This is a genomic window from Microbacterium sp. cf332 (genome assembly GCF_900102175.1).
Classification (GTDB): Bacteria; Actinomycetota; Actinomycetes; order Actinomycetales; family Microbacteriaceae; genus Microbacterium.
Window position 1 is genome coordinate 213,867 of the sequence record NZ_FNKN01000001.1, and the last position, 24,939, is coordinate 238,805.

Genomic DNA, 24,939 nt, shown 5'->3' on the forward strand with positions numbered 1-24,939 from the left:
GCGGCGTCAGCGACGGGTGTAGCGGCGGGCCCGTCCGGAGAGACCGGCGAAGTGGAACGGGCCGGCCGAATCGGGAGCGATCTCGACGTCGACCGTACTGTCACGGTGCGTCGCGTCATGCAGCTCGCGGTAGGTCGGCACGTCGACGGGGGTGCGTGCCGCGAGGATCGCCTCGGTCTCGGCGCCGCGCGTCGCCTGCTGGTAGCCCGACTGCACCACGAGCGTGAAGAACTCGCTGACCGAGCCCGAGCCGTAGCTGAAGAGACCGATGCGCGCGCCGGTGAGGTCGCGGTCGCTCTCGAGGAGCGCGGCCAGCGCGATGTAGAGCGAAGCGGTGTACGAGTTGCCGATGCGACGGTTGTAGCCCGTCGTGGCGGTGACGAGCTCGGGGTCGAGCTCGACGCCGACGTGCTGCGCGAGAGCCCGATGCGCCTTGACCGCCATCTTCGTGAAGGGCTGGTGGTGGCAGAACCAGTCGATCTCGTCGATGTCGACGCCGCCGCGCGACCGGTAGTCGTCCCACGCGCCGGCGACCCCGTCGAGGTAGGCGCTGACCGACAGCTTGCCGTCGACGACGGCGGTCACGCTGTCGTTCGGCCGCCAGAAGTCGTCGACCTCCGCGGTGTAGACGCCGGCGGCGGTCTCGAGGACCGCGACGGCGGGGTCGGCCGCGACGAGGAACGCGACCGCGCCGGCGCCCTGCGTGGGCTCCGCAGCCGTGTCGAGCTCGTAACGGGCGACATCGCTGGCGATCACGAGGACGCGCTCGTCGGGGTTCCGCGCGATGAGGCCGGCCGCCGCCTGCAACGCGGCGGTCGCCGAGTAGCAGGCCTGCTTCAGTTCGACGACCCGCACCGATCGCGGCAGGCCCAGCAGCTCGTGGACGTGCACACCTGCGGCGCGGGACTGGTCGATACCGGTCTCGGTGGCGAAGAACAGCGTGCGGATGCCGTCGACGCCGTGGCGGTCGATGATGCGCTGAGCCGCGGCCGCACCCATGGTGACGATGTCCTCGTCGAGGCCGGGGATGCTCATCTGCTCCTGCCCGAGCCCGATACGGAACTTGGCGGGGTCGATGTCGGCCCGGGCGGCCAGGTCGTCGAGCTCGACGACGTGCGAGGCGGTGGCGACGGCGAGGTCGTGGATGCCGATGGTGGTCACTTCGAGGAATCCTTCCGGCGCTCGAGGAGAAGGTGCGATTGCATCAGCTCCCCGGGGTTGGTCTGGGCGGCGAGCAGCGAGAGCTCGCCGCAGAGGACGGTGGCGGCGATCAGCCCGGCGAGACGCCGAGCGTTCTCGCCGGACGGGCGCTCGTCGCGGCAGCCGAGCCGCGCGAGGGCGTCGTCGACCGCGGGCAGGTCCTTGCCGTTGCCGACGGTGCCGACGATGAGGTGGGGCAGCGTGCACGAGAAGTACAGGTCGCCGTCCCCGCGCACCTCGGCCCATGTGAAGCCCTGAGAGCCCTCGACGATGTTCGCGGCATCCTGGCCCGTGGCGAGATAGAACGCCAGCAGCATGTTCGCGTAGTGGGCGTTGGCCGACCGCAGCGCGCCGGCGATCGTCGAGCCGACCAGGTTCTTCTGCACGTTCAGATCGACGATGCGCTGCGCCGTCGAGCGCAGCTGCTTGTCGACGAGCTCGGCGGGGATCAGGATCTCGGCGATGACGCTGCGCCCGCGGCCGAGGATGCCGTTGACGGCCGTGGCCTTCTTGTCCGTGCAGTAGTTGCCGGAGATCGAGCCGTACGACAGCTCGGGGTGCCACGACAGCACCCGCTCCATCAGGGTCTCCGCGGCGAAGGTCACCATGTTGTGCCCCGAGGCGTCACCGGTCGTGAGCGCGAAGCGGAGGTACAGCAGGTTCCCCACGATCTCGGTGTCGAGATCGATGAGCTTCGCGTGACGGCTGCGTTCCGAGACCGCGGCTGCCAGCTCGTCGAACCGCTCGACGATCGCGCGCGACGCGGCGACGGCAGCGGCGGCGCTGTCGGCGACGAACAGGGACGACCGGGTCATCCGCTCGTCGACGACGGTGACGCGGATCCCGTCCTCGACCAGACGCGAGATGCGGGCACCGCGGCCGACGGAGGGCCACAGCGGCGACTCGTAGGTGGCGAGCGGCACATCCTGCTCGGTCTCGACGTCGCCCGTGAGCCGCAGCGGTCCCACCCAGCGCAGGGGGATCGGGGTGAACTCGGCGCTCATCACGCGTCCTTCCCGCCGGCGCGACGCGCCAGGCTGTCGATGTCGATGCCCCGAGCACGGGCGAACTCCGCCGCGCCTCCGTGGATCATCAGGTCGGTCCGGCGGAGGTCCGCGGGACGGGTCGCCCCCACCAGGGAGTGCAACGCCGTCAGGTGGTCAGACCATTCCCGGATCCGCGAGATTAGGGCATCCGCGCCGCCGTCGAGAACGACGGAGAGGAACGAGCCCGATGCTCCGACGGCCCGCGCGCCGAGGGCGAGCCCCCGTGCGACGTCGAGAGGTGTTCGCACGCCTCCCGACGCGAGCAGCGTGGGCGCGTCGGCGGGCGCCTCGAGCAGGCACTCGACGGCGGACTGGCCCCACCCCGCGAGGTAGGCGTAGTCGCGGCCCGACCGGCGGTCGTTCTCGATGCGCATGAAATCGGTTCCGCCGACCCCGGACACGTCGGCGAACTTCACGCCGATCGACGAGAGACGCGAGAGGGTGGCGGCGCTGAGGCCGAAACCGACCTCCTTGACCACGACGGGCACGTCGACCGCGGCGACGATGGCCTCGAGCGACCCGGGCCAGCTCGAGAACGATCGGCTGCCCTCGGGCATCACCGTCTCCTGCATCGCGTTGACGTGCACCTGGAGCGCGTCGGCGCCGAGCGCGTCGACGGCGCGCTGCGCATCCGCCGGCGATCGCTCGATCCCGACGTTGGCCATGACGAAGCCGTCGGGGTTCTCGTCGCGGATGACCCGGAAGGTCGACATGAGCTCGGGGTTGTCGAGTGCGATGCTCAGCGATCCCGAGGCGATCGCGACGCCGGTCTCGCGCGCGGCGATCGCGAGGTCGCGGTTGATGGCACCGGTCGACGCGCTGCCGCCGGTCATCGCGTTGACGTAGAACGGCAGTGCCCAGCGCGAACCGGCGACCTCGACGCCGAGGTCGACGCGGTCGGCGTCGACGCCGGCGAGCGCGTGATGGACGAACCGGACGTCGTCCCAGCCGTTCGGCCGCGGCGCCTCCTTCTGCTGGGCGGCGGCGAGTCGGACGTGATCGTCCTTGCGCTCGGAGGCCTGTTCAGCCGGCATGATGCGCTCCTTCGGGCGGGTGGACGGCGATCGTGAGGTGGCGGATGTCGTTGGTCTCCCAGACGCGCAGCATCCCCGCGACGTCGGCGCCCGCCGGTGCGAGGACGATGCCGCAGTCTCCGCCGCCGGCACCGGACGGCTTCCCCGCGGCGCCGATGCGCTCGGCGGCGTCGCAGAGGACGCGCAGCCGCTCGGTCTCGATCGTCACTCCCGAGCGCTCGCCCAGACCCTGCAGGAGGCGTCGGTTGCGGCGGATGGCATCGAGGGCGAGCCCGGTCGCTGCGCCCGGGTGCTCGTGACCAGCGCCGTCGCGCACGGCGAGCGCGCGCCACAGGTCCTCGACGCAGGATCGGGAGGCCTCGAGGAATCCGGCGTGCGCGTCGCCGCCGACGTCGGCACCGCGGGAGACTCCGCTGACTAGTCGCTCCGTTGATGCGGGGTGTCCCGTCCAGCCCACCAGCAGGCTCACGTCTTCGGGGGCGGCGAGCCGGATGATCTCCGTGCCGGCCCAGGCATCGCTGCCAAGCACCGCACCGACGCCCCGCTCGGCGCGCGCCGCGCGCAGGCGGTCGCGGTCCGGAGACCGGTAGCCGATCCACCCGCCGTAGGTGCTGGCGGCGACATCCCCGCCGGAGGCGTTGGGGGCCACGGCGATCGTGGCGAGCATCGCCAGCTCGTAACGGCCGCGCGTCCCCAGCCCGAACCCGTAGAACTCGTCAATGGCGGCGACGGTTGCGACGGTGACCGCCGCCGACGAGCCCAGCCCGAACTTGCGACCGCTCGGGTCGTCGAGTCCGCTCTCGATGTGCAGGTCGAAGAACCGGGGACGCAGCCCGCGCTCCGACCGCAGCCGCTCGGATGCCTCGATCGCCGCGATGACGTAGTCGTACGGGTGGTGCTCGCGATCGAGCGTGAGGCCGTCCTGGCCGCGCGTCCAGCGCACCGGCATCCGGCTGTACTCGGGGGAGTGGATGCTGCCGGCGTCGACGCTCTCGGTGAGCGAGACCGTCAGGTAGCGATCGACCGCGATGAGCACGGAGGGCTGCCCGGGCGACACCACGGCGTACTCGCCGGCGACGAAGAGCTTGCCCGGCGCGCGAGTGACGATCGCGCCCGATGCGTCGGAGCGCGTCATCCGTCTGTCCGAGGGAGCAGCGATGCGGCGGGTCCGGGGTGGGCGACCGCGAGCTCGTTGACGCCGTCGAGAGCGGCCGTCACGGCGGAGACCGACTCGGGCCGGGTGAGGACGACGACGTTCGGGCCGGCGTCGGCGGTCGCCCACGCGTCGACGCCGGTGTCGCGGAGGGCCGCGATCCGGTCGAAGATCTCGATGCTGACGGGGCTCAGGTACCGGATGGGCGGGTCGCACGACTGGATGAGCGCGTGCATGCGGAGCGCGTTGACCTCGGTGATCCGTCCGAGTCGCTCGATGTCGCCCGCCCGGCAGGCCTCGATCGCGGCCTCGAGACTCTCGGCGGTCGACGACACCCACGCCGGGTAGAAGGGCGAGGTGAGAACCGTGCGCCGCATCGCCTCGCGGCTCGACACCGCTTTCTCGCCCTTCTCGACCATCGCCACGACCATCGCGAGGTCGGGCGCGTCGACGGGCTCCGCGAACGAGGAGGCGTCGTCGTCGCCGGCGTGCCAGACCGCGAAGCCGGGGATGACCGAGCGTGATGCCGAGCCCGATCCGCGGCGTGCCAGCCGGCTGAGCGCCGCAGCATCGAGGTCGAGTCCGTACGCGCTGGCAGCGGCGACGGCGAGGGCTGCGAAGCCCGAGGCGGACGACGCGAGGCCCGCCGCCGAGGGGACCGTGTTGACCGTCTCGACGCGCGCACGGAGGGCGCTGCCGGCGAGATCGCGCACGATGTCGAGGAAGCGCGTGACGCGCTCGGCCGGGCCGTCGGTCCGCTCCGCGCCGTTGAAGACCAGGACGTCGTGGTCGGCGCTGTCGTCGAGCGAGACCGTCGTCGTCGTCGGGAAGATGTCGAGCGTCATGGAGAGGCTGCCCGTCGCGGGCAGATTGATGGCGCTGTCGCGCTTGCCCCAGTACTTCACGAGGGCGATGTTGGGATGCGCGATGGCGGTCGCGGTGCTCATGACGATCCTTCGACGGTGGTGGTCCAGACCGCGGCGGCGCCGGCGCGGGTGAGTCGTTCGCTCAGTTCGACAGCGGAGGCGGCATCGGACGCGAGCGCGAGGACGCATCCGCCCCGGCCGCCGCCCGTGAGCTTGGCACCCAGAGCACCGCCGGCGGTCGCGGCGTCCACGAGGTGGTCGAGCGCGGGATCGCCGACGCCGAGGCCGTTCAGCAGCACGTGCGCGCGGGCCATCGCGTCGCCGATCGCCGCGCGGTCGCCGTGCGAGACGTGCTCGCGCAGATCGGTCGCGAGGCTTCCGAGCTCGTCGAGAGAGCGTTCGACGGCCGCCGGCGCCTCGGCACGACGCTGCGCCACGGCAGCCACGGCCTCGCGGGTGCGCCCGCGCACACCCGTGTCCGCGATCACGAAGACGAGGTCGGATCCCACCGCGACGCGCTCGATGCGCCCGCCGTCGAACCAGACCGCGGCACGGGCCCGGACGGTGCGGGCGTCGAGGCCGCTCGGCGCCCCATGCGCAGCGCGCTCGGCGGTCTGAATCAGTTCGTGCATGGTCTCGTCGTCGGCGGTGTACCCGCAGGCGCCCAGGACGGCCTCGATCACGGCGGCCGACACCGCGGCGCTCGAGCCGAGTCCGCGTTCGGCGGGGATGCTGCTGTCGATCGCGATGTCCAGGTGCGCGGTCGGCTGTCCGGCTGCGGCGAGCGCGGCCCGCATCGCCGTCATCGTGACCGCGAGGCGCTCCGGCGCCCGTGCGATCGGGCCGTGGTAGAGCGTGCTCGACAGGCGGCCCGGACCCGCCGCGGGACGCGCCACCGCTTCGACGCCCAAGGCGCGCACGGGGACGGCGATCGCGGGCCGGCCGTAGACGACCGCGTGCTCGCCGAGGAGGATAGCCTTCGCACCGGCGCGGCCCGTCGCTCCCGGCTCCGCGGCCGAGCCGTGCGTCGCCGCGTGCAGACGAGCGTCCGGTGCGATGGGGACGTCGGTCGATGCAGTCATGGAATTTCGTCGAGCGTAACAGCCCGCCCCTGCCTGCGACCCGAGCGCCGGCGGATGTGCCGCGGGGCCCGTCCGGGCGCTATCATGGGCGCCGCACCCAGCAACCTTTAACACCGTCCCGTGAGGCGGAGAAGGGAGTGGCGGATGAGCACGCGAACCGTGCTGCATGAAGCCGACATAGCCCGGGCCCTGACGAGGATCTCGCACGAGATCCTCGAGTCGAACAGGGGACCCGCCGAGCTCGTCATCCTCGGGATCCCCCGGCGGGGAGTGCCCCTCGCGTCCCGCATCGGCGCGCTGCTCGCCGACATCTCCGGAACCGCGGTACCCGTCGGAGCCCTCGACGTGACGATGTACCGCGACGATCTGCATCGCAACCCCACGCGGGCGCCGCAGCCCACCGACATCCCGGCCGGCGGGGTCGACGGGAAGACCGTGGTCCTCGTCGACGACGTGCTCTTCTCGGGCCGTTCGATCCGCGCGGCCCTCGACGCTCTCCAGGACATCGGCCGCCCCGCGGCGGTCCGCCTCGCGACCCTGGTCGACCGGGGCCACCGTGAGCTGCCCATCCGGCCCGACTTCGTCGGCAAGAACCTCCCGAGCGCCCGCGAGGAGCGCGTCAACGTGCGTCTTCGCGAGATCGACGGCGCCGAGGAGGTGACGATCGGCTCATGAGGCACCTCCTCGACACGAAAGAGCTCGACCGCGCCCGGGCGCTGCGCATCCTCGACGTCGCGGAGGACATGGCCGCGACCCAGCAGCGCGAGGTGCGGAAGCTCCCCACCCTGCGCGGCAAGACCGTCGTGAACCTCTTCTTCGAGGACTCGACCCGCACGCGCATCTCGTTCGAGGCGGCCGCGAAGCGGCTCTCCGCGGACGTCATCAACTTCTCCGCCAAGGGCTCGTCGGTGTCGAAGGGCGAGTCGCTCCAGGACACCGCCCAGACGCTGCAGGCGATGGGAGCCGACGCCGTCGTCATCCGGCACGGAGCGTCGGGCGCGCCGCAGACCCTCGCGACGAGCGGATGGATCAGCGCGGGCGTGGTGAACGCCGGGGACGGCACCCACGCGCATCCGACGCAGGCGCTGCTCGACGCCTTCACGGTGCGCAAGCGCTTCTTCGGCGACGACAGTCGCGGCCGCGATCTCGCCGGCCTGCGGGTGACCATCGTCGGCGACATCCTGCACTCCCGCGTCGCACGCTCGAACGTCTGGCTCCTCGCGACCCTCGGAGCCGAGGTCACTCTCGTCGCGCCGCCCACCCTCGTCCCGCAGGACGTGTCGGCCTGGCCGGTGCGCGTGCGTTATGACCTCGACGAGGCGATCGCGGACGGACCCGACGCGCTGATGATGCTGCGCATCCAGCTCGAGCGCATGAACGCCGCGTATTTCCCCACTGAACGGGAGTATTCGCGGACGTGGGGCCTGGACGCCGAGCGTCTGGCGGCTCTGCCGGCCGATAGCATTGTGCTGCACCCCGGGCCGATGAACCGGGGGATGGAGATCTCCGCCGCTGCCGCCGATTCGCCGCGCTCGACCGTGCTCGAGCAGGTCGCGAACGGTGTGTCGGTGCGGATGGCCGTGCTCTACCTGCTGCTGGCGGGGGAGCGCACCGATGCTGAGGAGGACGGACGATGAGCGAGAGCTTCCTCATCCGCGGGGCCCGCCGCGCCGGCGGCGACGCGATGGACATGATCGTCCGGGACGGCCTCGTCGCCGAGACCGGGTCGCACCTGAGCGCATCGGGTGCGACGGTCGTCGACGCCGACGGGCTCATCGCGCTGCCCGGCCTGGTCGACCTCCACACCCACCTGCGCGAACCCGGTTACGAGGCGTCGGAGACGATCCTGACCGGTTCGCGTGCGGCGGCGGCCGGCGGCTACACGACGGTGTTCGCGATGCCCAACACCTCGCCCGTCGCCGACACGGCCGGCGTCGTCGAACAAGAGCTCGCCCTCGGCGAAGCGGCGGGCTACGTCCACGTGCAGCCGATCGGCGCCGTGACCATCGGTCAGAAGGGCGAGCGGCTCGCCGAGCTGGGAGCCATGGCCGCCTCCCGCGCGCGCGTGCGGGTGTTCAGCGACGACGGATTCTGCGTGTTCGACCCGCTCATCATGCGGCGTGCCCTCGAGTACGTGAAGTCGTTCGACGGGGTCGTCGCGCAGCACGCGCAGGACCCGCGGCTGACCGAGGGCGCGCAGATGAACGAGGGCACCGTCTCGGCCGAGCTCGGTCTGGCCGGGTGGCCGGCCGTGGCCGAGGAGTCGATCATCGCCCGCGACGTGCTGCTGGCCGAGCACGTGGGGTCTCGTCTCCACGTCTGCCACCTCTCGACGGCCGGCTCGGTCGACATCATCCGGTGGGCGAAGAAGCGCGGCGTGAACGTCACCGCCGAGGTCACCCCCCACCACCTGCTGCTCTCGGAGGAGCTGGTGCGCGGCTACGACGCGCGCTTCAAGGTCAACCCGCCGCTCCGGCGCGACGAGGATGTGCTGGCCGTTCGCGAGGGACTGGCCGACGGCACGATCGACATCGTCGCGACCGACCACGCTCCGCACCCCGCCGAGGCGAAGACGTGCGAGTGGGCCGCAGCGGCGAACGGCATGGTCGGCCTCGAGTCGGCGCTTCGCGTCGTGCAGCAGGCCGTCGTCGACACGGGGATGCTGAGCTGGGACGACGTCGCGCGCGTCATGTCGGCGGCTCCCGCCCGCATCGGTCGTCTCGACGACAGCGGCACGCCCCTCGAGGCGGGACGCCCGGGCTCGTTCACGCTGTACGACCCGCGGCCCGTGCGCACCTTCTCGGCCGCCGACCTGCGCGGCCGCAGCGTGAACTCGCCCTACCTCGATCGCGAACTGCCCGGCGAGGTGCGCTGGACCTTCTTCCGCGGCACCGCGACCGTGGCCGACGGTCACCTGCTCGACACGGCCGGGGTGCGCGCGTGAGCCGCGAGGGCGCGCTGCTCGTGATGGTGGCGGTCGCGCTCGTCCTGCTCGCTCTCGGCGTGTGGGCGTGGCGACGACGAACGCGGCGCGACAGCGGCCTCACCGCGCCGGTCGGCGAACTGCCCGACCGTGCCGTCGAGACGGCGGTGATCTCGGGACTGTACGTCGCGACGACCCGCCACGACGAGCCGCTCGAGCGCCTCGCCATCCGCGGACTCGGCTTCCGATCCCGTGTCGAGGTCATCGTCGCCGACGGCCCCGCCGGCGGTGGAGTGGCCATCGACCTGACCGGTCAGCCCCGGCTGTTCATCCCCGCCGAGCGCATTGTCTCGGTCGATCAGGCCACGGTCGCGATCGACCGCGTCGTCGAGAAGCAGGGGCTGACCCGCCTGTGCTGGCTGATCGACGACGAGACGATCGTCGACAGCTACTTCCGCCCCCAGACCGCCTCGGCGCGTGCCCTGGCCGAGTCCATCCAGACCATCGTGACCCCCACTCAGACCCCAGGAGGCGACGCGTGACCCTGTTCACCCGTGACCCCGCCGTGCTCGTTCTCGAGGACGGAACCCGCCACGTCGGCCGCGCCTATGGCGCGCGCGGCACCACTCTCGGCGAGGTCGTCTTCGCCACCGGCATGACCGGATACCAGGAGACCCTGACCGATCCGTCGTACGCCGGTCAGATCGTGCTGCAGACCGCCCCCCACATCGGCAACACCGGCATGAACGCCGAGGACGTCGAGTCGCGACGCATCTGGGTGGCCGGCTACATCGTCCGCGATCCCTCGCGCGTCGTGTCGAACTGGCGCTCCGAGAACTCGCTCGACGCGTCGCTCGAGAGCGACGGCATCGTCGGCATCAGCGGCATCGACACGCGCGCCGTGACCCGGGTCCTGCGCTCCGCCGGCTCGATGCGCGGCGGCGTGTTCAGCGGAGACGCCGCCGACATCGACCCCGACGAGCAGCTGCGCATCGTGCGCGAGGCCCCGGCGATGAGCGGCCGCAACCTCTCGGCCGAGGTGTCGGTGCCCGCCGCGGAGGTGACGCCGGCGGCGGGTGAGCGCCTGGGCAACCTCGCGGTGCTCGACCTCGGCGTCAAGCAGGCCACGGTGAACAACCTCGCCGCGCGCGGCTTCGACGTCCACGTCCTGCCGCAGGACGTGACCCTCGAGCAGCTTCGCGCCATCGATCCGGTCGCCGTCTTCTACTCGAACGGGCCCGGCGATCCCGCCGCGAGCGACCATCACGTCGAGCTGCTGCGCGGTGTGCTCGCCGAGCGGCTGCCCTTCTTCGGCATCTGCTTCGGCAATCAGCTGCTCGGCCGCGCCCTCGGCTTCGGCACGTACAAACTGCCCTTCGGGCACCGCGGCATCAACCAGCCGGTGCTCGACAAGCAGACCGGCCGCGTCGAGATCACCGCCCACAACCACGGCTTCGCCGTCGACGCGCCCCTCGAGGGCGTCATCGACAGCCCCGCCGGCTTCGGCCGCGTGGAGGTCAGCCACGTGGGCCTCAACGACAACGTCGTGGAGGGCCTGCGCGCCCTCGACCTGCCCGCCTTCTCGGTGCAGTACCACCCCGAGGCCGCGGCGGGACCGCACGATGCCAACTACCTCTTCGACCGCTTCCGCGACCTCGTGATCGCGACCCAGGAGACCAAGAACTGATGCCCAAGCGCGACGATATCCAGAGCGTCCTCGTCATCGGGTCGGGCCCGATCGTCATCGGCCAGGCCTGCGAGTTCGACTACTCCGGCACCCAGGCGTGCCGCGTCCTCCGGGAGGAGGGCGTGCGCGTCATCCTGGTGAACTCGAACCCCGCGACGATCATGACCGACCCCGACTTCGCCGATGCCACGTACATCGAGCCGATCACGTGGCAGGTCATCGAGACGATCATCGCCAAGGAGCGCCCCGACGCGATCCTGCCGACCCTCGGCGGTCAGACCGCGCTGAACGCCGCGATCGACCTGCACAAGCACGGCATCCTCGAGAAGTACGACATCGAGCTGATCGGCGCGAACTTCGAGGCGATCAACAAGGGCGAGGACCGCCAGATCTTCAAGCAGCTCGTCATCGACTCGGGGGCGGATGTCGCCGACAGCCGTATCTGCCACACGATGGACGAGGTGCTCGCCGGCGCGGCCGAGCTCGGCTATCCGCTGGTCGTCCGTCCCTCGTTCACGATGGGTGGGCTCGGCTCCGGTTTCGCCTACGACGAGAACGACCTGCGCCGTATCGCCGGCGCCGGGCTGCGCGACTCGCCCACGACCGAGGTGCTGCTCGAGGAGTCGATCCTCGGGTGGAAGGAGTACGAGCTCGAGCTCATGCGCGACACGGCCGACAACACCGTGGTCGTCTGCTCGATCGAGAACGTCGACCCGGTCGGCGTGCACACCGGCGACTCCATCACCGTGGCCCCCGCGCTGACGCTGACCGACCGCGAGTACCAGAAGATGCGCGACATCGGCATCGACATCATCCGCGCGGTCGGCGTCGACACCGGCGGCTGCAACATCCAGTTCGCCGTCGACCCTCAGACGGGCCGGATCATCGTCATCGAGATGAACCCGCGCGTCTCGCGCTCGTCGGCGCTCGCCTCGAAGGCGACGGGCTTCCCGATCGCCAAGATCGCGGCGAAGCTCGCCATCGGCTACCGGCTCGACGAGATCCCGAACGACATCACCAAGGTGACGCCGGCGAGCTTCGAGCCGACCCTCGACTACGTCGTGGTCAAGGTGCCGCGATTCAACTTCGAGAAGTTCCCCGCCGCCGACACGACGCTCACGACGACCATGAAGTCGGTCGGCGAGGCGATGGCCATCGGGCGCAACTACGCCACCGCTCTGCAGAAGGCGCTGCGCTCGCTCGAGAAGCGCGGCTCCAGCTTCCACTGGGGCGACGAGGACCGCTCGGTCGAGGAGCTGCTCGACATCGCTCGGACGCCGACCGACGGCCGCATCGTGGTGCTGCAGCAGGCCATGCGCAAGGGCGCGACGATCGAGCAGGCGTTCGAGGCGACCGCGATCGACCCGTGGTTCCTCGACCAGATCGCGCTCATCAACGAGGTCGCCGCCTTCGTCTCGGAGGCCGCCGAGCTCGACGTCCACGTGGTGCGGACGGCGAAGGAGCACGGCTTCAGCGATGCGCAGATCGCGCAGTTGCGCGGTGTCGGCGAGGACGAGGTGCGCGGCCTCCGCCACGGCCTGGGGCTGCGGCCGGTCTTCAAGACGGTGGACACGTGCGCGGGGGAGTTCCCCGCTCTCACGCCGTACCACTACTCCTCGTACGACACCGAGACGGAGGTCACCGCCTCCGACCGCACGAAGGTCGTCATCATCGGCTCGGGCCCCAACCGCATCGGGCAGGGCGTCGAGTTCGACTACTCGTGCGTGCACGCGAGCTTCGCGCTGGCCGAGGCCGGGTACGAGACGATCATGGTCAACTGCAACCCCGAGACCGTGTCGACCGACTACGACACGAGCGACCGGCTCTACTTCGAGCCGTTGACGCTCGAGGACGTGCTCGAGGTCCTGCACGCGGAGTCGAAGTCCGGCACGATCCTCGGTGTCATCTGCCAGCTCGGCGGACAGACTCCGCTGGGCCTGGCCAAGGGGATCGAGGCGGCCGGATACAGCATCCTGGGCACGCAGCCCGCCGCGATCGACCTCGCCGAGGAGCGTGAGCTGTTCTCGCGCCTGCTCGACGACGCCGGACTCGTCGCGCCCCGCAACGGCACCGCGATCGACGTCGAGGGCGCCGTGGAGGTCGCCGAGTCGATCGGGTACCCCGTCCTCGTCCGCCCGAGCTTCGTGCTCGGCGGACGGGGCATGGAGATCGTCTACGACACCGACAGCCTGCGCGACTACTTCGTGCGCGTGGCGGACCAGGCCATCATCGGCCCCGGTCTGCCGCTCCTGGTCGACCGGTTCCTCGACGACGCCGTGGAACTCGACGTCGACGCGCTGTTCGACGGCGACGAGCTCTACATCGGCGGCGTGATGGAACACCTCGAGGAGGCCGGCATCCACTCCGGCGATTCGAGCTGCACGCTGCCCCCGATGTCGCTCGGGCGCACCGAGATCGACCGGGTCCGCGAGGCCACACTCGCCATCGCGCGCGGTGTCGGCGTCCGCGGCCTGCTCAACGTGCAGTTCGCGGTCTCGGCGGGCGTCCTGTACGTCATCGAGGCGAACCCCCGCGCGAGCCGCACGGTGCCCTTCGTCTCGAAGGCGCTGGGCATCCCGCTCGCCAAGGCCGCATCGCGGATCATGGCGGGCTCGTCGATCGCCGAGCTCAAGGCCGAGGGGCTCCTGCCCGTCGAGGACGGGTCACGAGTTCCGCTGGACGCGCCCGTCGCCGTCAAGGAGGCCGTGCTGCCCTTCAAGCGCTTCCGCACCGCCGACGGCCGTACGGTCGACTCCGTCCTCGGACCCGAGATGCGCTCGACGGGCGAGGTCATGGGCATCGACCGCGACTTCCCGACCGCCTTCGCGAAGAGCCAGGCCGCCGCGTACGGCGGCATGCCGACGTCGGGCACGGTGTTCCTCTCGGTCGCCGACGACGACAAGCGCGCCGTCATCCTGCCCGCCCACCGGCTGCAGGAGCTCGGCTTCCGCCTCATCGCCACGGAGGGCACCGCCGAGATCCTCGCGCGCAACGGCATCCGCGTCGAGGTCGTCGGGAAGTACTCCGAGACGCAGGGCTCGGACGAGCGCAACATCGTCGACCTCATCAACGCCGGCGAGGTCGACATGGTCGTGAATACGCCCTCGGGCGGCACGGCGCGTGCCGACGGCTACGAGATCCGCGCCGCCGCCGTGGCCGCCGATCGGGCGCTGTTCACGACGATGGCCGTGCTCGGCGCCGCCGTCAGCGCTCTGCCGGTGCTCCGGGAGGGCTTCGAGGTGAAGAGCCTGCAGGACTACGCGATCGAGCGGGCGGGGCGCCGGTGACCGGATTCGGGGAGCGCCTCACCGGCGCGCTCGCGCAGTACGGGCCGCTCTGCGTCGGCATCGATCCGCACGCCGCGCTGCTCGCGGACTGGGGCCTGCCGGCCTCCGCCGCGGGCGTCCGAGAGTTCGGCCTGCGCGTCGTGTCGGCCGCCCACGGGCGCGTCGGCATCGTCAAGCCGCAGGTGGCCTTCTTCGAGCGCTACGGCTCGGCCGGCTTCGCCGCTCTGGAGGACGTGCAGCGCGCCGCACGCGAGGCCGGGCTGATCGTCATCGCCGATGCCAAGCGGGGTGACATCGGCAGCACGATGGACGGCTACGCGGCGGCCTGGCTCGAGCCGGGCGCACCCCTGGAAGCCGATGCCGTCACCGTGAGCCCGTACCTGGGGCCCGGATCGCTCCGCGGCACCATCTCGGCGGCGGCACGGGCCGGCAAGGGCGTGTTCGTCCTGGCCGCGACGAGCAACCCGGAGGCGTTCGGCCTGCAGTCCGCCGAGGTCACCGCGGTTGACGCCCAGCGGGGCCAGACGGTCGCCGACTGGGTGGCGAGCGGCGTCGCATGGGCGAACCGCGCCGCGGTCGACGCCGGCGGCCTCGGCCACGTGGGTCTCGTCGTGGGCGCCACCGTCGACCGCGACGAGCTCGGCCTCGGCGACGACGCGCTGCGCGGCGCGCCCATCCTTGCGCCGGGCTTCGGAGCGCAGGGCGCCGCACTGCGCGACCTGCGCGGCGTGTTCGGCGCGCACGCGTCGCAGGTCGTCGCGAGCGCGAGCCGCAGCGTCCTGGCGGCCGGTCCCGACGGGATCGAGGCGTCGATAGACGAGCACCGGCGCGAGCTCTCCGCCGTGGAGGAGGAAAGACGTGGCTGATCGTCCCCAGCCGCCGGAGGTCGATCGGGCGGCGGCATCTCGTCGCGCGGTCGAGGCCCGTCGGGCGCGCGCCGGTCTGAAGAGGGACGTCGCGATGCGCGTCATCTCGCCCCAGGAACTGCTGCGCCGCGCCCTCGCGGACCCGACGTCGGCCGCGGGGGCCATGCGCGTCACCGACTTCCTGACGGCCATCCCCGCGATCGGGGAGAACAAGCGCGACCGCATCCTCGCCGACCTCGACATCTCGCCCGTCAAGCGTCTGGGGGGGCTCGGCTCGCGTCAACGTCTCGCGCTCCAGGCGTTCCTCGACGAGCGGCTGCCCGAGCCGCGGCCGCGGGCCGGCCGGTCGCGACTGCTGGTTCTCGCCGGGCCGACCGCCGTGGGTAAGGGCACGGTCGCCGCGCACATCCGCGACAACCACCCCGAGATCCTGCTGTCGGTGTCGGCGACCACGCGTGCGCCGCGCCCGGGCGAGGTCGACGGCGAGCACTACTACTTCGTCGACGATGCCGAGTTCGACCGGCTCGTCGCCGAGGATGAGCTGCTGGAGTGGGCGACGGTGCACAACCGCCACCGGTACGGGACGCCGAAGGCCCCGATCGAGGCCGCCCTCGGTGCGGGGCGGACCGTGCTGCTCGAGATCGACCTGCAGGGCGCGCGACAGGTGCGTGCCGCGGCGCCGGATGCGACCCTCGTCTTCCTCCTGCCGCCCAGCTGGGACGAGCTCGTGCAGCGGCTCGTCGGGCGTGGGACCGAGGATGCCGAGGAGCGCGCGCGCCGGCTGCGCACGGCGCGCGTCGAGCTCGCGTCGCAGAACGAGTTCGACTACCGCATCGTGAACGACACCGTCGCCCGCGCAGCCGCCGAGGTCGCCGCGCTGGCCGACTGATCGCGTAGACTGGGGGGATGCCTGCGCCTGCGGTGCGGCAGCAGACTCTCCACCGACATCGATCCCGGAAGGATCCGCCATGGCCGGAAGCAACGAAGGCATCATCGACCCGCCCATCGACGCCCTGCTCGACAAGGTCGACTCCAAGTACCAGCTCGTCATCTACGCGTCCAAGCGCGCGCGTCAGATCAACGACTACTACTCCGACCTGCACGAGGGCAACCTCTTCGACAACGTGGGTCCGCTCGTCGACTCGTCGGTCGAGGACAAGCCGCTGACGATCGCGATGCACGAGATCCACGAGGACAAGCTGCGCCTGCGCTCGCTCGACTGATCCGACGCTCGTCCCGTCACATTTCTGCCCGCGGCAGCCGGATGTCGGCCGCCGCGGGCAGAATCGTCTCCATCCCGATCCCGCCCCGTTCCGTCCTGCCCCACAGGGAGTCCCGATGAGCCAGCTGCGCCTGTTCACGTCCGAGTCCGTCACCGAGGGTCACCCCGACAAGATCTGCGACCAGATCTCCGACAGCATCCTCGACGCCCTGCTGACGGTCGACCCGGGCTCGCGGGTCGCGGTGGAGACTCTCGTCACCACGGGCCTCGTCCACGTCGCCGGCGAGGTGCGCACGGACGGGTACGCCGATATCCCGGGCATCGTCCGCGGAGTGGTGAACCGCATCGGCTACACCTCGAGCGACACGGGGTTCGACGGCGACTCGTGCGGTGTGACGGTCTCGATCGGCGAGCAGTCGGCCGACATCGCGGCGGGCGTCGACAACGCCCTCGAGCACCGCGAGCAGGGATCGGTCGATCCCGCCGACGCGCTCGGCGCGGGCGATCAGGGCATCATGTTCGGCTACGCGACGAACGAGACGCCGCAGCTGATGCCGATGGCGATCTGGACCGCGCACCGCATCGCCGAGCGGCTGACCACGGCGCGCCGCAGCGGTGCGCTGCCGTTCCTCCGCCCCGACGGCAAGACCCAGGTCACCCTGGGCTACGACGGAGCCGTCCCCCGGACCGTCGAGACGGTCGTCCTGTCGACGCAGCACCAGCCCGACATCTCGCTGCCGGCGCTGCGCGCGGCCGTCCAGGCCGAGGTCATCGAGCCGGTGCTCGCCGAGACGGGACTCGACCTGTCCGACGTCGAGTACGTCATCAACCCCGCGGGCCCCTTCGTCGTCGGCGGGCCCAAGGGCGACGCGGGCCTCACCGGGCGCAAGATCATCATCGACACCTACGGCGGCGCTGCACGTCACGGGGGCGGCGCGTTCAGCGGCAAGGATCCGTCCAAGGTCGACCGCTCCGCGGCATACGCGATGCGCTGGGTCGCCAAGAACGCGGTCGCCGCGGGTCTGGCCGACCGGCTCGAGGTACAGGTCGCCTATGCCATCGGTCGTGCTGCGCCGGTCGGGCTCTACGTCGAGTCGTTCGGCACGGGCCACGTCTCCGACGAGGCGATCTCGGCCGCCATCCGCGATGTCTTCGACCTGCGCCCGCAGGCCATCATCGACCGCCTCGACCTGCTCCGGCCGATCTACGCGCAGACGGCTGCCTACGGTCACTTCGGTCGGGAGCTGCCCGAGTTCACGTGGGAGCGCACCGACCGCGTCGAGGAGTTGCGCACCGCCGCAGGGCTGTGACCGGCGCCTCGCGGCGCGTCGCGCGCGTCCTCATCGACTCTCCGCTGCCGCAGCTCGACCGGCTGTTCGACTATGCGGTGCCCGACGGTCTGCTCGCCGCGGCCGTCCCGGGGGTGCGGGTCAAGGTGCCGCTCCGAACCGTCGGGCGGACTGTCGAGGGATACCTGGTCGAGCTCGGCGACGAAGCCGACGGCGACCGCCCCCTCTCCGAGCTCGACGAGGTGGTCTCGCGGGTCGAGGTGCTGCCCGCCCGGCTCTATGCGCACGCGCGTCGCGCCGCCGACCGGGCCGCGGGGTCGGCGAGCGACATCCTGCGCCTGGTGATCCCGAAGCGGATGGTGCGGGCTGAGAAGGCGTGGACGGCCGCGGGTGCGCCGGAGACTCCGGCGGTCGACGAGGGCGACCGGGGCTGGGCAGCGGACGTCGTGGCGGCGTACCCCGACCTCGCGAGTGCGGTCGAGGGCGGCGAGCGCATCGCCGTCGACGCGCCGCCGCGCCCGTCCGATGACGTTCCGGCCTGGGCGGAGCTCCTTGCGGCGACGGCAGTGCTCACGCTGTCACGCGGCAGGAGCGCGGTCATCGTCGTTCCCGATCACCGCGACGAGGCGCACGTGCTCGCCGTCCTCGAGAGACACGTCGACGCGGCGGCGGTCGTGCGAGACGACGCGCGTCGGTCGGGCCCGGAGCGGTACGCGAGCTACCTCCGCCTGCTCGCGGAGGTGCCGTGCATCGTGGTGGGCAACCGGTCGAGCGTCTACGCACCCGCGCACGACGTGGGCGCCGTCATCGTGTGGGACGACGGCGACCCCCTGCTCGCCGAACCGCTCAGCCCCGGCGTGCACGCCCGCGATGCCGCCCTCGTTCGGCAGGAGCTGCAGGACTGCGCCCTCGTGTTCGCCGGCCTCACCCGCTCGACCGACGTGGAACGGCTCGTCGCGCTGGGCTGGGTGCGCGAAATCTCGGCGCGCCGACGGGAGAGCCCGAGGATCGTGCTGTCCGCGACGCGGGAGGGCGAGTCGCGCGGGACCCGCGTGCCGTCCGCCGCCTTCGCCGCCGCACGCGAGGCGCTCACGCACGGTCCGGTCCTCGTCCAGGTGGCGCGGCCGGGATACGCGCCCGTCCTCGTGTGCGCCGACTGTCGCACGCCCGCGCGCTGCGCCCACTGCGCCGGCCCCCTCCGGGCGCGACGCCCGGGGGCGGTGCCGGAGTGCGCGTGGTGCGGCCGGTCCGCGCCCGCGTGGGCATGCGCGTCGTGCTCGTCGCACCGCCTGCGCATGGCGTCATCGGGCAGCGAGCGGACGGCCGACGAACTGGGGCGCGCGTTCCCGAACACGCGCGTGATCGTCTCGGACGGCGAGCACCAGCTCACGCACGTCGACGCCAGACCCGCGCTCGTCATCGCGACCCGCGGGGCCGAGCCGTTCGCGCCGGGCGGGTACCGTGCCGTCATCCTGCTCGACGGCGATCGGATGCTCATGACCGAGCAGCTGCGGATCGCCGAGGCGTGCCTGCGCTGGTGGTCGGACGCCGCGGCGCTCGCGGCCCCCGGAGCGCCCGTCCACCTCGTCGGCGTCGCCGGCCCGGCCGCCCGCGCGCTCGCCACCTGGACCCAGGCCGCGTATGCGCGGGCCGAGCTCGCCGAGCGCGCGCCGCTGCACATGCCGCCGACGGTGCGCGTCGCCGCGATCGACGGCACTGCCGCGGCGGTGCCGGAGGCCATCGCTCAGCTCCGGCACGATGTGCCCGAGCTGTCCGAGTCGGCGGTGCTGGGGCCTGTTCCCCACGATGATGTCGTGCGCGCCCTCGTTCGGTTCGAATACTCCCTGGGCCGCGGGGTGGCGGAATCGCTGCGAGCCTCGGTCGTCGCGGCAGCACTGCGCGGGCGACGCCGGCGCGGGGCGCCCCCCGGCCCGCGCAATACACTCAGAGTGCGTCTCGACGTGCCCGATCTCGATCTGTGAGGAGCGCTATGCGCATCGTCTTCGCCGGCACCCCCGAACCGGCTCTCCCGTCGCTGCGTCGCCTCGCCGACTCGGCTCACGAGATCGTCGGGGTGGTCACGCGACGCGACGCCCCGCTCGGGCGCAAACGCGTGCTCACGCCCTCGCCCGTGGCTGCGATGGCGACGGAGCTCGGCCTGCCCGTCGTGAAGACCGACCGTCTCGACGCGGCCGCGACCGAGGCGATCGCGTCCTGGGGAGCCGATCTGGGGGTGATCGTGGCGTACGGCGGTCTCGTCCGTGAGCCTCTGCTCTCGGCGCCCACGCACGGCTGGATCAATCTGCACTTCTCCCTGCTGCCCGCCTGGCGCGGCGCGGCGCCCGTCCAGCACGCCCTCATCGCGGGCGACCGCGTCACGGGGGTGAGCGTCTTCCAGCTCGTGCCCGAACTCGACGCGGGCGACGTCTTCGCGCGCACGCGGCACACCGTCGAACGCGGCGCGACCGCGGGGGAGCTGCTCACCGAGCTCGCGGATCTGGGTGCCGACACCCTCGCCGGCGTCGTCGATGCCATCGCCGACGGCAGCGCGGTCGCGCGGCCGCAGGACGGCGAGGTCTCCGTCGCCCCGAAGCTGACGATCACGGACGGCCTGCTCGATTTCGGCGTGCCCGCCGACATCGTCCTCGACCGGTTCCGCGGGACGACGCCCGAACCCGGCGCGCACACGACCATCGCGGGTCAGCGACTCAAGGTGATCGCCGCTCGCCGCGGGGCCGAGGCCGCCCTCGCGGTGGGCGAGATCCGTCTCGTCGGCAAAGAGGTCCTCGTCGGGACCTCCGACGGCACGGTGTCGCTCCTCACGGTGCAGCCGGCCGGCCGGGGGGCCATGCCCGCGGCCGATTGGTGGCGCGGCCAGCGCGCCGCGAGCCTCGAGGCGGGATCGTGAACCCGGCTCGCCGCGTGGCGTTCGACGTCTTGCGCGCCGTCGCCGATTCGGACGCCTACGCCAACCTCCTGCTGCCCCAGGAGCTCCGCCGCGCCGGTCTCTCTCCGGCGGATGCGGGCCTGGCGACGGAGCTCACGTACGGCACCCTGCGCCGTCAGGGGACGTACGACGCGATCATCGAGCAGGCTTCGGGGCGATCGGTCGAGACGATCGACCCGCCCGTGCGAGACGCGCTCCGGCTGGGGGTGCATCAGCTCCTGTCGACGCGGGTGGCTTCGCACGCCGCGGTGAACGAGAGCGTCGAGCTGGTGCGACGCGCCGGGGCGCACAACGCCGCGGGCTTCGCGAACGCCGTGCTGCGCCGCGTTGCGCGCGACAACCCGGGCGACTGGCTGCAGCGCGTCGGCGAGGGTGCGCGCTCCGAGGACGAGCGGCTCGGTCTGCGCTTCTCGCACCCGGTGTGGGTCATCCGAGCGTTCCGCCGTGCGCTCGCGGCGGAGGGGCGGGCCGACGAGCTCGAAGACATGTTGACCGCCGACAACGTCTCACCGAGTGTCACCATGACGGCGCTCCCCGGCCTCGCCGACATCCCGTCCGACCGCGCGCGCACCCCCTATTCGCCCCTCGGCTTCCGGCTCGACGGCGGCGACCCCGAGCCGATCGTCCGCCGCTCCGAGGGACGCATCCGTGTTCAGGACGAGGGCTCTCAGCTCGCCGCTCTGGCGCTCTCGCGGGCACGGCCCGTACGGGCGGGCGAGCGATGGCTCGACCTGTGCGCGGCACCGGGAGGGAAGACGGCCGTGCTGGCCGCCGAGGCGCTGGCCGGGGGAGCGGCGCTCGAGGCGAACGAGATATCCTCGGCACGCGCCCGCCTGGTCCGCTCCTCGCTCTCCGGCGTGCCGCTCGAGGTGCCGGTCTCGGAGGAGGACGGCCGCCAGCGGGCCGGTCGTGGTCGCTACGACCGCATCCTGGTCGACGCGCCGTGCACCGGCCTCGGGGCGCTACGGCGCCGCCCCGAGGCCCGGTGGCGGAAGACCCCCGGCGACGTACCCGATCTGAGCGCCCTGCAGCGCGATCTGCTCGATGCCGCCGTCGGGGCGCTCGCCCCGGGCGGTCTCGTGGCCTACGTGACCTGCTCGCCCCACCTCGCGGAGACGGCCGTGGTGGTGGCCGACGTGCGCAGCGCCCACCCCGAGCTCGACGAGCTCGACGCCCGCCAGGTGCTGCGGTCGATCTCGCGCGACGCGATCGACCTGCCCGACCAGAACGACGGATCGGGCCGCGCGCAGCTCTGGCCGCACAGGCACGGTACCGACGCGATGTCGATCACCCTGCTCCAGAAGCGGTGAGCGGGGATAATGGGCGCGTGAGCGAACCCGACGCCGTGCGCATCAATCCCAGCATCCTGGCCGCCGACTTCGTCAACATGCAGCGTGAGCTGGAACGCATCGGGTCGGCCGACTTCGTCCACGTCGACGTCATGGACAACCACTTCGTGCCGAACCTCACGTTCGGTCCGCAGATGGTCGAGCGCATCCAGGCGACGAGCCCGGTGCCGCTCGACGTGCACCTGATGATCTCCGACGTCGACCGCTGGGGTCCGGGGTACGCCGAGCTCGGAGCCGCGAGTGTGACGTTCCACCTCGAAGCCGCAACCGATCCCGTCGCGCTGGCCCGCCGGCTCCGCGCGGTCGGGTCGCGCGCCGGTGTCGCCGTGAAGCCGGCGACACCCGTCGAGGGCCTGTTCGACGTCCTCGACGAGTTCGACCAGATCCTCGTCATGACCGTCGAGCCGGGCTTCGGCGGACAGAGCTTCCAGGCCGATCAGATGCCCAAGCTCCGCCGGCTGGCCGACGAGGCCCGACGCCGCGGCTCGCAGGTGTGGCTCCAGGTCGACGGCGGCGTCTCGGAGTCGACCATCGCGCAGGCTGCCGAAGCGGGAGCCGACACGTTCGTGGCCGGCTCCGCGGTCTTCGGCGCCGCCGAGCCCGATGCCGCCATTGCGGGCCTGCGCGACCAGGCCCGCCGCGCCCACCGACACTGACGCGAGCGTCGCGCGCGGTCGGCGACCCCCGCTGGGCCCGGTACCCTGGCTAGGTGAAGACGTTCGACGCCCTGTTCGCAGAGCTCACCTCGATCGCTGCGACCCGTCCCGAGGGTTCGGGCACGGTCGCGCAGCTCGATCGCGGCGTGCATGCCATCGGCAAGAAGATCGTCGAGGAGGCCGCCGAGGTCTGGATGGCGGCGGAGTACCAGTCCGACGTCGAGACGGCCGAGGAGATCTCGCAGCTGCTCTACCACCTCCAGGTGCTCATGATCAGCAAGGGTCTGAGCCCCGAGGACATCTACCGACATCTCTGAGCGACGCCCCGTCCTCCCGCTCTGAGACAGAAAGACCCCCATGCTGCGCATTGCCGTTCCCAACAAGGGATCGCTCGCCGAGACCGCCGCCGAGATGCTCGCGGAGGCCGGGTACACCGGTCGGCGCGACTCCAAGGACCTCCACGTCATCGACCCGCTGAACGAGGTCGAGTTCTTCTACCTGCGACCGAAGGACATCGCGACCTACGTCGGGTCCGGCGCGCTCGACGTCGGCATCACCGGCCGCGACCTGCTCCTCGACGCCCGCATGCCGGGCGCGCGCGAGATCGAGCGACTCGGGTTCGCCGGCTCCACGTTCCGCTTCGCCGCGCCGACCGGGACGTTCACCGACGTCGCGGAGCTCGCGGGCAAGCGCATCGCGACGTCTTACCCGGGCCTCGTCGACGCGTTCCTCGACGAGCGCGGCATCGCGGTCGATCTGGTCCCGCTCGACGGCGCGGTGGAGTCGGCCGTGCGACTCGGCGTCGCCGACGCCGTGGCCGATGTCGTCGAGACCGGCACCACGCTCCGCCAGGCCGGGCTCGAGGTGTTCGGTCCGGAGATCCTGCGCTCCGAGGCCGTGCTGATCGCGGGACCCCACGACGCGGACGGCACCGAGCGACTGCTGCGCCGACTGCGCGGGGTGCTCGTCGCCCGGCGCTACGTGCTGGTCGACTACGACCTGCCGGCGGAGCTCGTCGACCGCGCGGTCGAGATCGCCGGTGGCATCGAGTCGCCCACGATCTCGCCGCTGCGCGATCCCGCCTGGGTCGCGGTCCGGGTGATGGTGCCGCGGTCGGGCGTCAACACCACCATGGACGAGCTCTACGCCATCGGTGCGCGCGCGATCCTCGTCACCGCCATCGACAACGCGAGGCTGTGACGTGACACCGGCACGCCGCGTCATCCCGTGCCTCGACGTCGCCGCGGGACGGGTCGTCAAGGGCGTCAATTTCGAGAATCTCCGCGACATGGGCGACCCCGTCGAGCTGGCACGGCTGTACTTCGAGCAGGGCGCTGACGAGCTCACCTTCCTCGATGTGACGGCGACCGTCGATGGCCGCGCCACGACGTACGACGTCGTCCGTCGCACGGCCGAGCAGGTGTTCATCCCGCTCACCGTCGGCGGCGGCGTCCGATCGGTCGACGACGTCGCCAGGCTGCTGTCGGTGGGCGCCGACAAGGTGGGGGTCAACTCCGCCGCGATCGCACGCCCCGCCCTCCTCGGCGAGATCGCCGATCGGTTCGGGGCACAGGTGCTGGTCCTCTCGCTCGATGTCAAGCGTGCACCGGGCACCGAGTCGGGTTTCGTGGTGACGACGCACGGCGGCCGCACCGCCACGTCGATCGACGCGCTCGCCTGGGCGCGCGAGGCGATCGATCGAGGCGCGGGCGAGCTGCTCGTCAACTCGATCGACGCCGACGGGACGAAGGACGGCTTCGACCTGGAGCTCATCGGTCTCATGCGCGAGCTGTCGAGCGTGCCCGTCATCGCCTCGGGCGGCGCCGGCGCGGCCGAGCACTTCGCCCCCGCCATCGAGGCCGGGGCGGACGCCGTTCTCGCCGCCTCGGTATTCCACTCCGCGCAGCTCTCGATCGGCGACGTCAAGGATGCTCTCGCCGCGGACGGGATCGAGGTCCGACGGTGAGCGAGAGCATCGAGCAGCGGCTCGCGCGCGTCTCGTTCGACGACACCGGACTGGTGGCGGCCATCATCCAGCAGCACGACACGCGCGAGGTCCTCATGCTCGGCTGGATGGATGCCGAAGCGCTGCGCCGCACGCTGACGACCGGTCGCGTGACCTTCTGGTCGCGCTCACGTCGGGAGTACTGGCGCAAGGGCGACACCTCGGGTCACATCCAGCTCGTGCACGGCGCGCGTCTCGACTGCGACGGCGACGCCGTGCTGATCGCCGTCGAGCAGGTGGGCGCCGCCTGCCACACCGGGACCCGCACGTGCTTCGACGCCGACGACCTCGATCCGGTGGTGGCCCCGTCATGACGCGTCGCTCGCG

General features: G+C 71.9%; 24 protein-coding genes. 18 read left to right on the top strand and 6 right to left on the bottom strand.

Annotated features, from left to right (window positions below; genetic code table 11):
• Positions 1–6: 6 nt before the first annotated feature.
• From BLT21_RS00920 to mvk, 6 genes are read right to left on the bottom strand one after another with little or no spacing between them, the layout of a single operon-like run.
• Positions 7–1,161 (bottom strand): hydroxymethylglutaryl-CoA synthase, encoded by a 1,155-nt coding sequence (locus BLT21_RS00920; RefSeq protein WP_091497683.1) that lies wholly within the window; start codon positions 1,159–1,161, stop codon positions 7–9.
• Positions 1,158–2,204, bottom strand: a complete 1,047-nt coding sequence (locus BLT21_RS00925) for a hydroxymethylglutaryl-CoA reductase (protein WP_091497688.1) — start codon at positions 2,202–2,204, stop codon at positions 1,158–1,160. Before BLT21_RS00925 ends, BLT21_RS00920 begins: the two co-directional genes overlap by 4 nt.
• Complete coding sequence (fni, locus tag BLT21_RS00930) at positions 2,204–3,280, bottom strand: type 2 isopentenyl-diphosphate Delta-isomerase (RefSeq protein ID WP_091497692.1); 1,077 nt, start codon at positions 3,278–3,280, stop codon at positions 2,204–2,206. The genes BLT21_RS00925 and fni overlap by 1 nt, the downstream gene beginning before the upstream one ends.
• A complete protein-coding gene (locus BLT21_RS00935) occupies positions 3,270–4,415 on the bottom strand; it encodes a phosphomevalonate kinase (RefSeq protein WP_091497696.1) in 1,146 nt (381 codons plus the stop codon). The genes fni and BLT21_RS00935 overlap by 11 nt, the downstream gene beginning before the upstream one ends.
• Complete coding sequence (gene mvaD / locus BLT21_RS00940; RefSeq protein ID WP_091497700.1) at positions 4,412–5,380, bottom strand: diphosphomevalonate decarboxylase; 969 nt, start codon at positions 5,378–5,380, stop codon at positions 4,412–4,414. The genes BLT21_RS00935 and mvaD overlap by 4 nt, the downstream gene beginning before the upstream one ends.
• Positions 5,377–6,381 (bottom strand): mevalonate kinase, encoded by a 1,005-nt coding sequence (gene mvk / locus BLT21_RS00945; RefSeq protein WP_176786777.1) that lies wholly within the window; start codon positions 6,379–6,381, stop codon positions 5,377–5,379. The genes mvaD and mvk overlap by 4 nt, the downstream gene beginning before the upstream one ends.
• A 144-nt stretch (positions 6,382–6,525) precedes the next feature.
• Here mvk and pyrR point away from each other — a divergent pair, with 144 nt between their 5' ends.
• The 18 genes from pyrR to hisI all read left to right on the top strand — a co-directional run bounded on the left by pyrR (position 6,526) and on the right by hisI (position 24,926).
• A complete protein-coding gene (pyrR, locus tag BLT21_RS15480; protein WP_143024911.1) occupies positions 6,526–7,056 on the top strand; it encodes a bifunctional pyr operon transcriptional regulator/uracil phosphoribosyltransferase PyrR in 531 nt (176 codons plus the stop codon).
• Positions 7,053–8,018, top strand: coding sequence for an aspartate carbamoyltransferase catalytic subunit (locus BLT21_RS00950; protein ID WP_091497708.1), 966 nt, complete (start codon positions 7,053–7,055; stop codon positions 8,016–8,018). Before pyrR ends, BLT21_RS00950 begins: the two co-directional genes overlap by 4 nt.
• Complete coding sequence (locus BLT21_RS00955) at positions 8,015–9,325, top strand: dihydroorotase (RefSeq protein WP_091497712.1); 1,311 nt, start codon at positions 8,015–8,017, stop codon at positions 9,323–9,325. The genes BLT21_RS00950 and BLT21_RS00955 overlap by 4 nt, the downstream gene beginning before the upstream one ends.
• The gene (locus tag BLT21_RS00960) at positions 9,322–9,846 is read left to right on the top strand and encodes a PH-like domain-containing protein (RefSeq protein ID WP_091497715.1); all 525 of its coding nucleotides are present in this window, start codon (positions 9,322–9,324) and stop codon (positions 9,844–9,846) included. The genes BLT21_RS00955 and BLT21_RS00960 overlap by 4 nt, the downstream gene beginning before the upstream one ends.
• Positions 9,843–10,991 (top strand): glutamine-hydrolyzing carbamoyl-phosphate synthase small subunit, encoded by a 1,149-nt coding sequence (gene carA / locus BLT21_RS00965; protein WP_371113411.1) that lies wholly within the window; start codon positions 9,843–9,845, stop codon positions 10,989–10,991. The genes BLT21_RS00960 and carA overlap by 4 nt, the downstream gene beginning before the upstream one ends.
• Complete coding sequence (carB, locus tag BLT21_RS00970; protein WP_091497719.1) at positions 10,991–14,278, top strand: carbamoyl-phosphate synthase large subunit; 3,288 nt, start codon at positions 10,991–10,993, stop codon at positions 14,276–14,278. The genes carA and carB overlap by 1 nt, the downstream gene beginning before the upstream one ends.
• Positions 14,275–15,144, top strand: a complete 870-nt coding sequence (pyrF, locus tag BLT21_RS00975; RefSeq protein ID WP_091497723.1) for an orotidine-5'-phosphate decarboxylase — start codon at positions 14,275–14,277, stop codon at positions 15,142–15,144. The genes carB and pyrF overlap by 4 nt, the downstream gene beginning before the upstream one ends.
• Positions 15,137–16,033: a guanylate kinase gene (gene gmk, locus BLT21_RS00980; protein WP_091497726.1), complete on the top strand. Its 897-nt coding sequence runs from the start codon at positions 15,137–15,139 to the stop codon at positions 16,031–16,033. Before pyrF ends, gmk begins: the two co-directional genes overlap by 8 nt.
• Positions 16,034–16,112: 79 nt before the next feature.
• Positions 16,113–16,367, top strand: a complete 255-nt coding sequence (gene rpoZ, locus BLT21_RS00985; protein ID WP_023950606.1) for a DNA-directed RNA polymerase subunit omega — start codon at positions 16,113–16,115, stop codon at positions 16,365–16,367.
• 115 nt (positions 16,368–16,482) lie between these two features.
• Positions 16,483–17,676: a methionine adenosyltransferase gene (metK, locus tag BLT21_RS00990; protein ID WP_091497730.1), complete on the top strand. Its 1,194-nt coding sequence runs from the start codon at positions 16,483–16,485 to the stop codon at positions 17,674–17,676.
• Positions 17,673–19,637: a primosomal protein N' family DNA-binding protein gene (locus tag BLT21_RS00995; protein ID WP_091497734.1), complete on the top strand. Its 1,965-nt coding sequence runs from the start codon at positions 17,673–17,675 to the stop codon at positions 19,635–19,637. The genes metK and BLT21_RS00995 overlap by 4 nt, the downstream gene beginning before the upstream one ends.
• 8 nt (positions 19,638–19,645) lie before the next feature.
• Positions 19,646–20,563, top strand: coding sequence for a methionyl-tRNA formyltransferase (gene fmt, locus BLT21_RS01000; protein ID WP_091497737.1), 918 nt, complete (start codon positions 19,646–19,648; stop codon positions 20,561–20,563).
• Positions 20,560–21,912 (top strand): RsmB/NOP family class I SAM-dependent RNA methyltransferase, encoded by a 1,353-nt coding sequence (locus tag BLT21_RS01005; protein ID WP_091497740.1) that lies wholly within the window; start codon positions 20,560–20,562, stop codon positions 21,910–21,912. Before fmt ends, BLT21_RS01005 begins: the two co-directional genes overlap by 4 nt.
• 17 nt (positions 21,913–21,929) lie before the next feature.
• Positions 21,930–22,607: a ribulose-phosphate 3-epimerase gene (gene rpe, locus BLT21_RS01010; protein WP_176786778.1), complete on the top strand. Its 678-nt coding sequence runs from the start codon at positions 21,930–21,932 to the stop codon at positions 22,605–22,607.
• Positions 22,608–22,660: 53 nt separating this feature from the next.
• Positions 22,661–22,924 (top strand): phosphoribosyl-ATP diphosphatase, encoded by a 264-nt coding sequence (locus BLT21_RS01015; RefSeq protein WP_091497750.1) that lies wholly within the window; start codon positions 22,661–22,663, stop codon positions 22,922–22,924.
• Between the two features lie 40 nt (positions 22,925–22,964).
• A complete protein-coding gene (gene hisG, locus BLT21_RS01020; RefSeq protein WP_091497754.1) occupies positions 22,965–23,807 on the top strand; it encodes an ATP phosphoribosyltransferase in 843 nt (280 codons plus the stop codon).
• Between the two features lies 1 nt (position 23,808).
• Positions 23,809–24,573 (top strand): imidazole glycerol phosphate synthase subunit HisF, encoded by a 765-nt coding sequence (gene hisF, locus BLT21_RS01025; RefSeq protein ID WP_091497758.1) that lies wholly within the window; start codon positions 23,809–23,811, stop codon positions 24,571–24,573.
• Positions 24,570–24,926 carry a phosphoribosyl-AMP cyclohydrolase gene (gene hisI / locus BLT21_RS01030; protein WP_091497763.1) on the top strand — a complete coding sequence of 119 codons (357 nt, stop codon included), beginning with the start codon at positions 24,570–24,572 and terminating at the stop codon, positions 24,924–24,926. Before hisF ends, hisI begins: the two co-directional genes overlap by 4 nt.
• Positions 24,927–24,939: the final 13 nt, after the last annotated feature.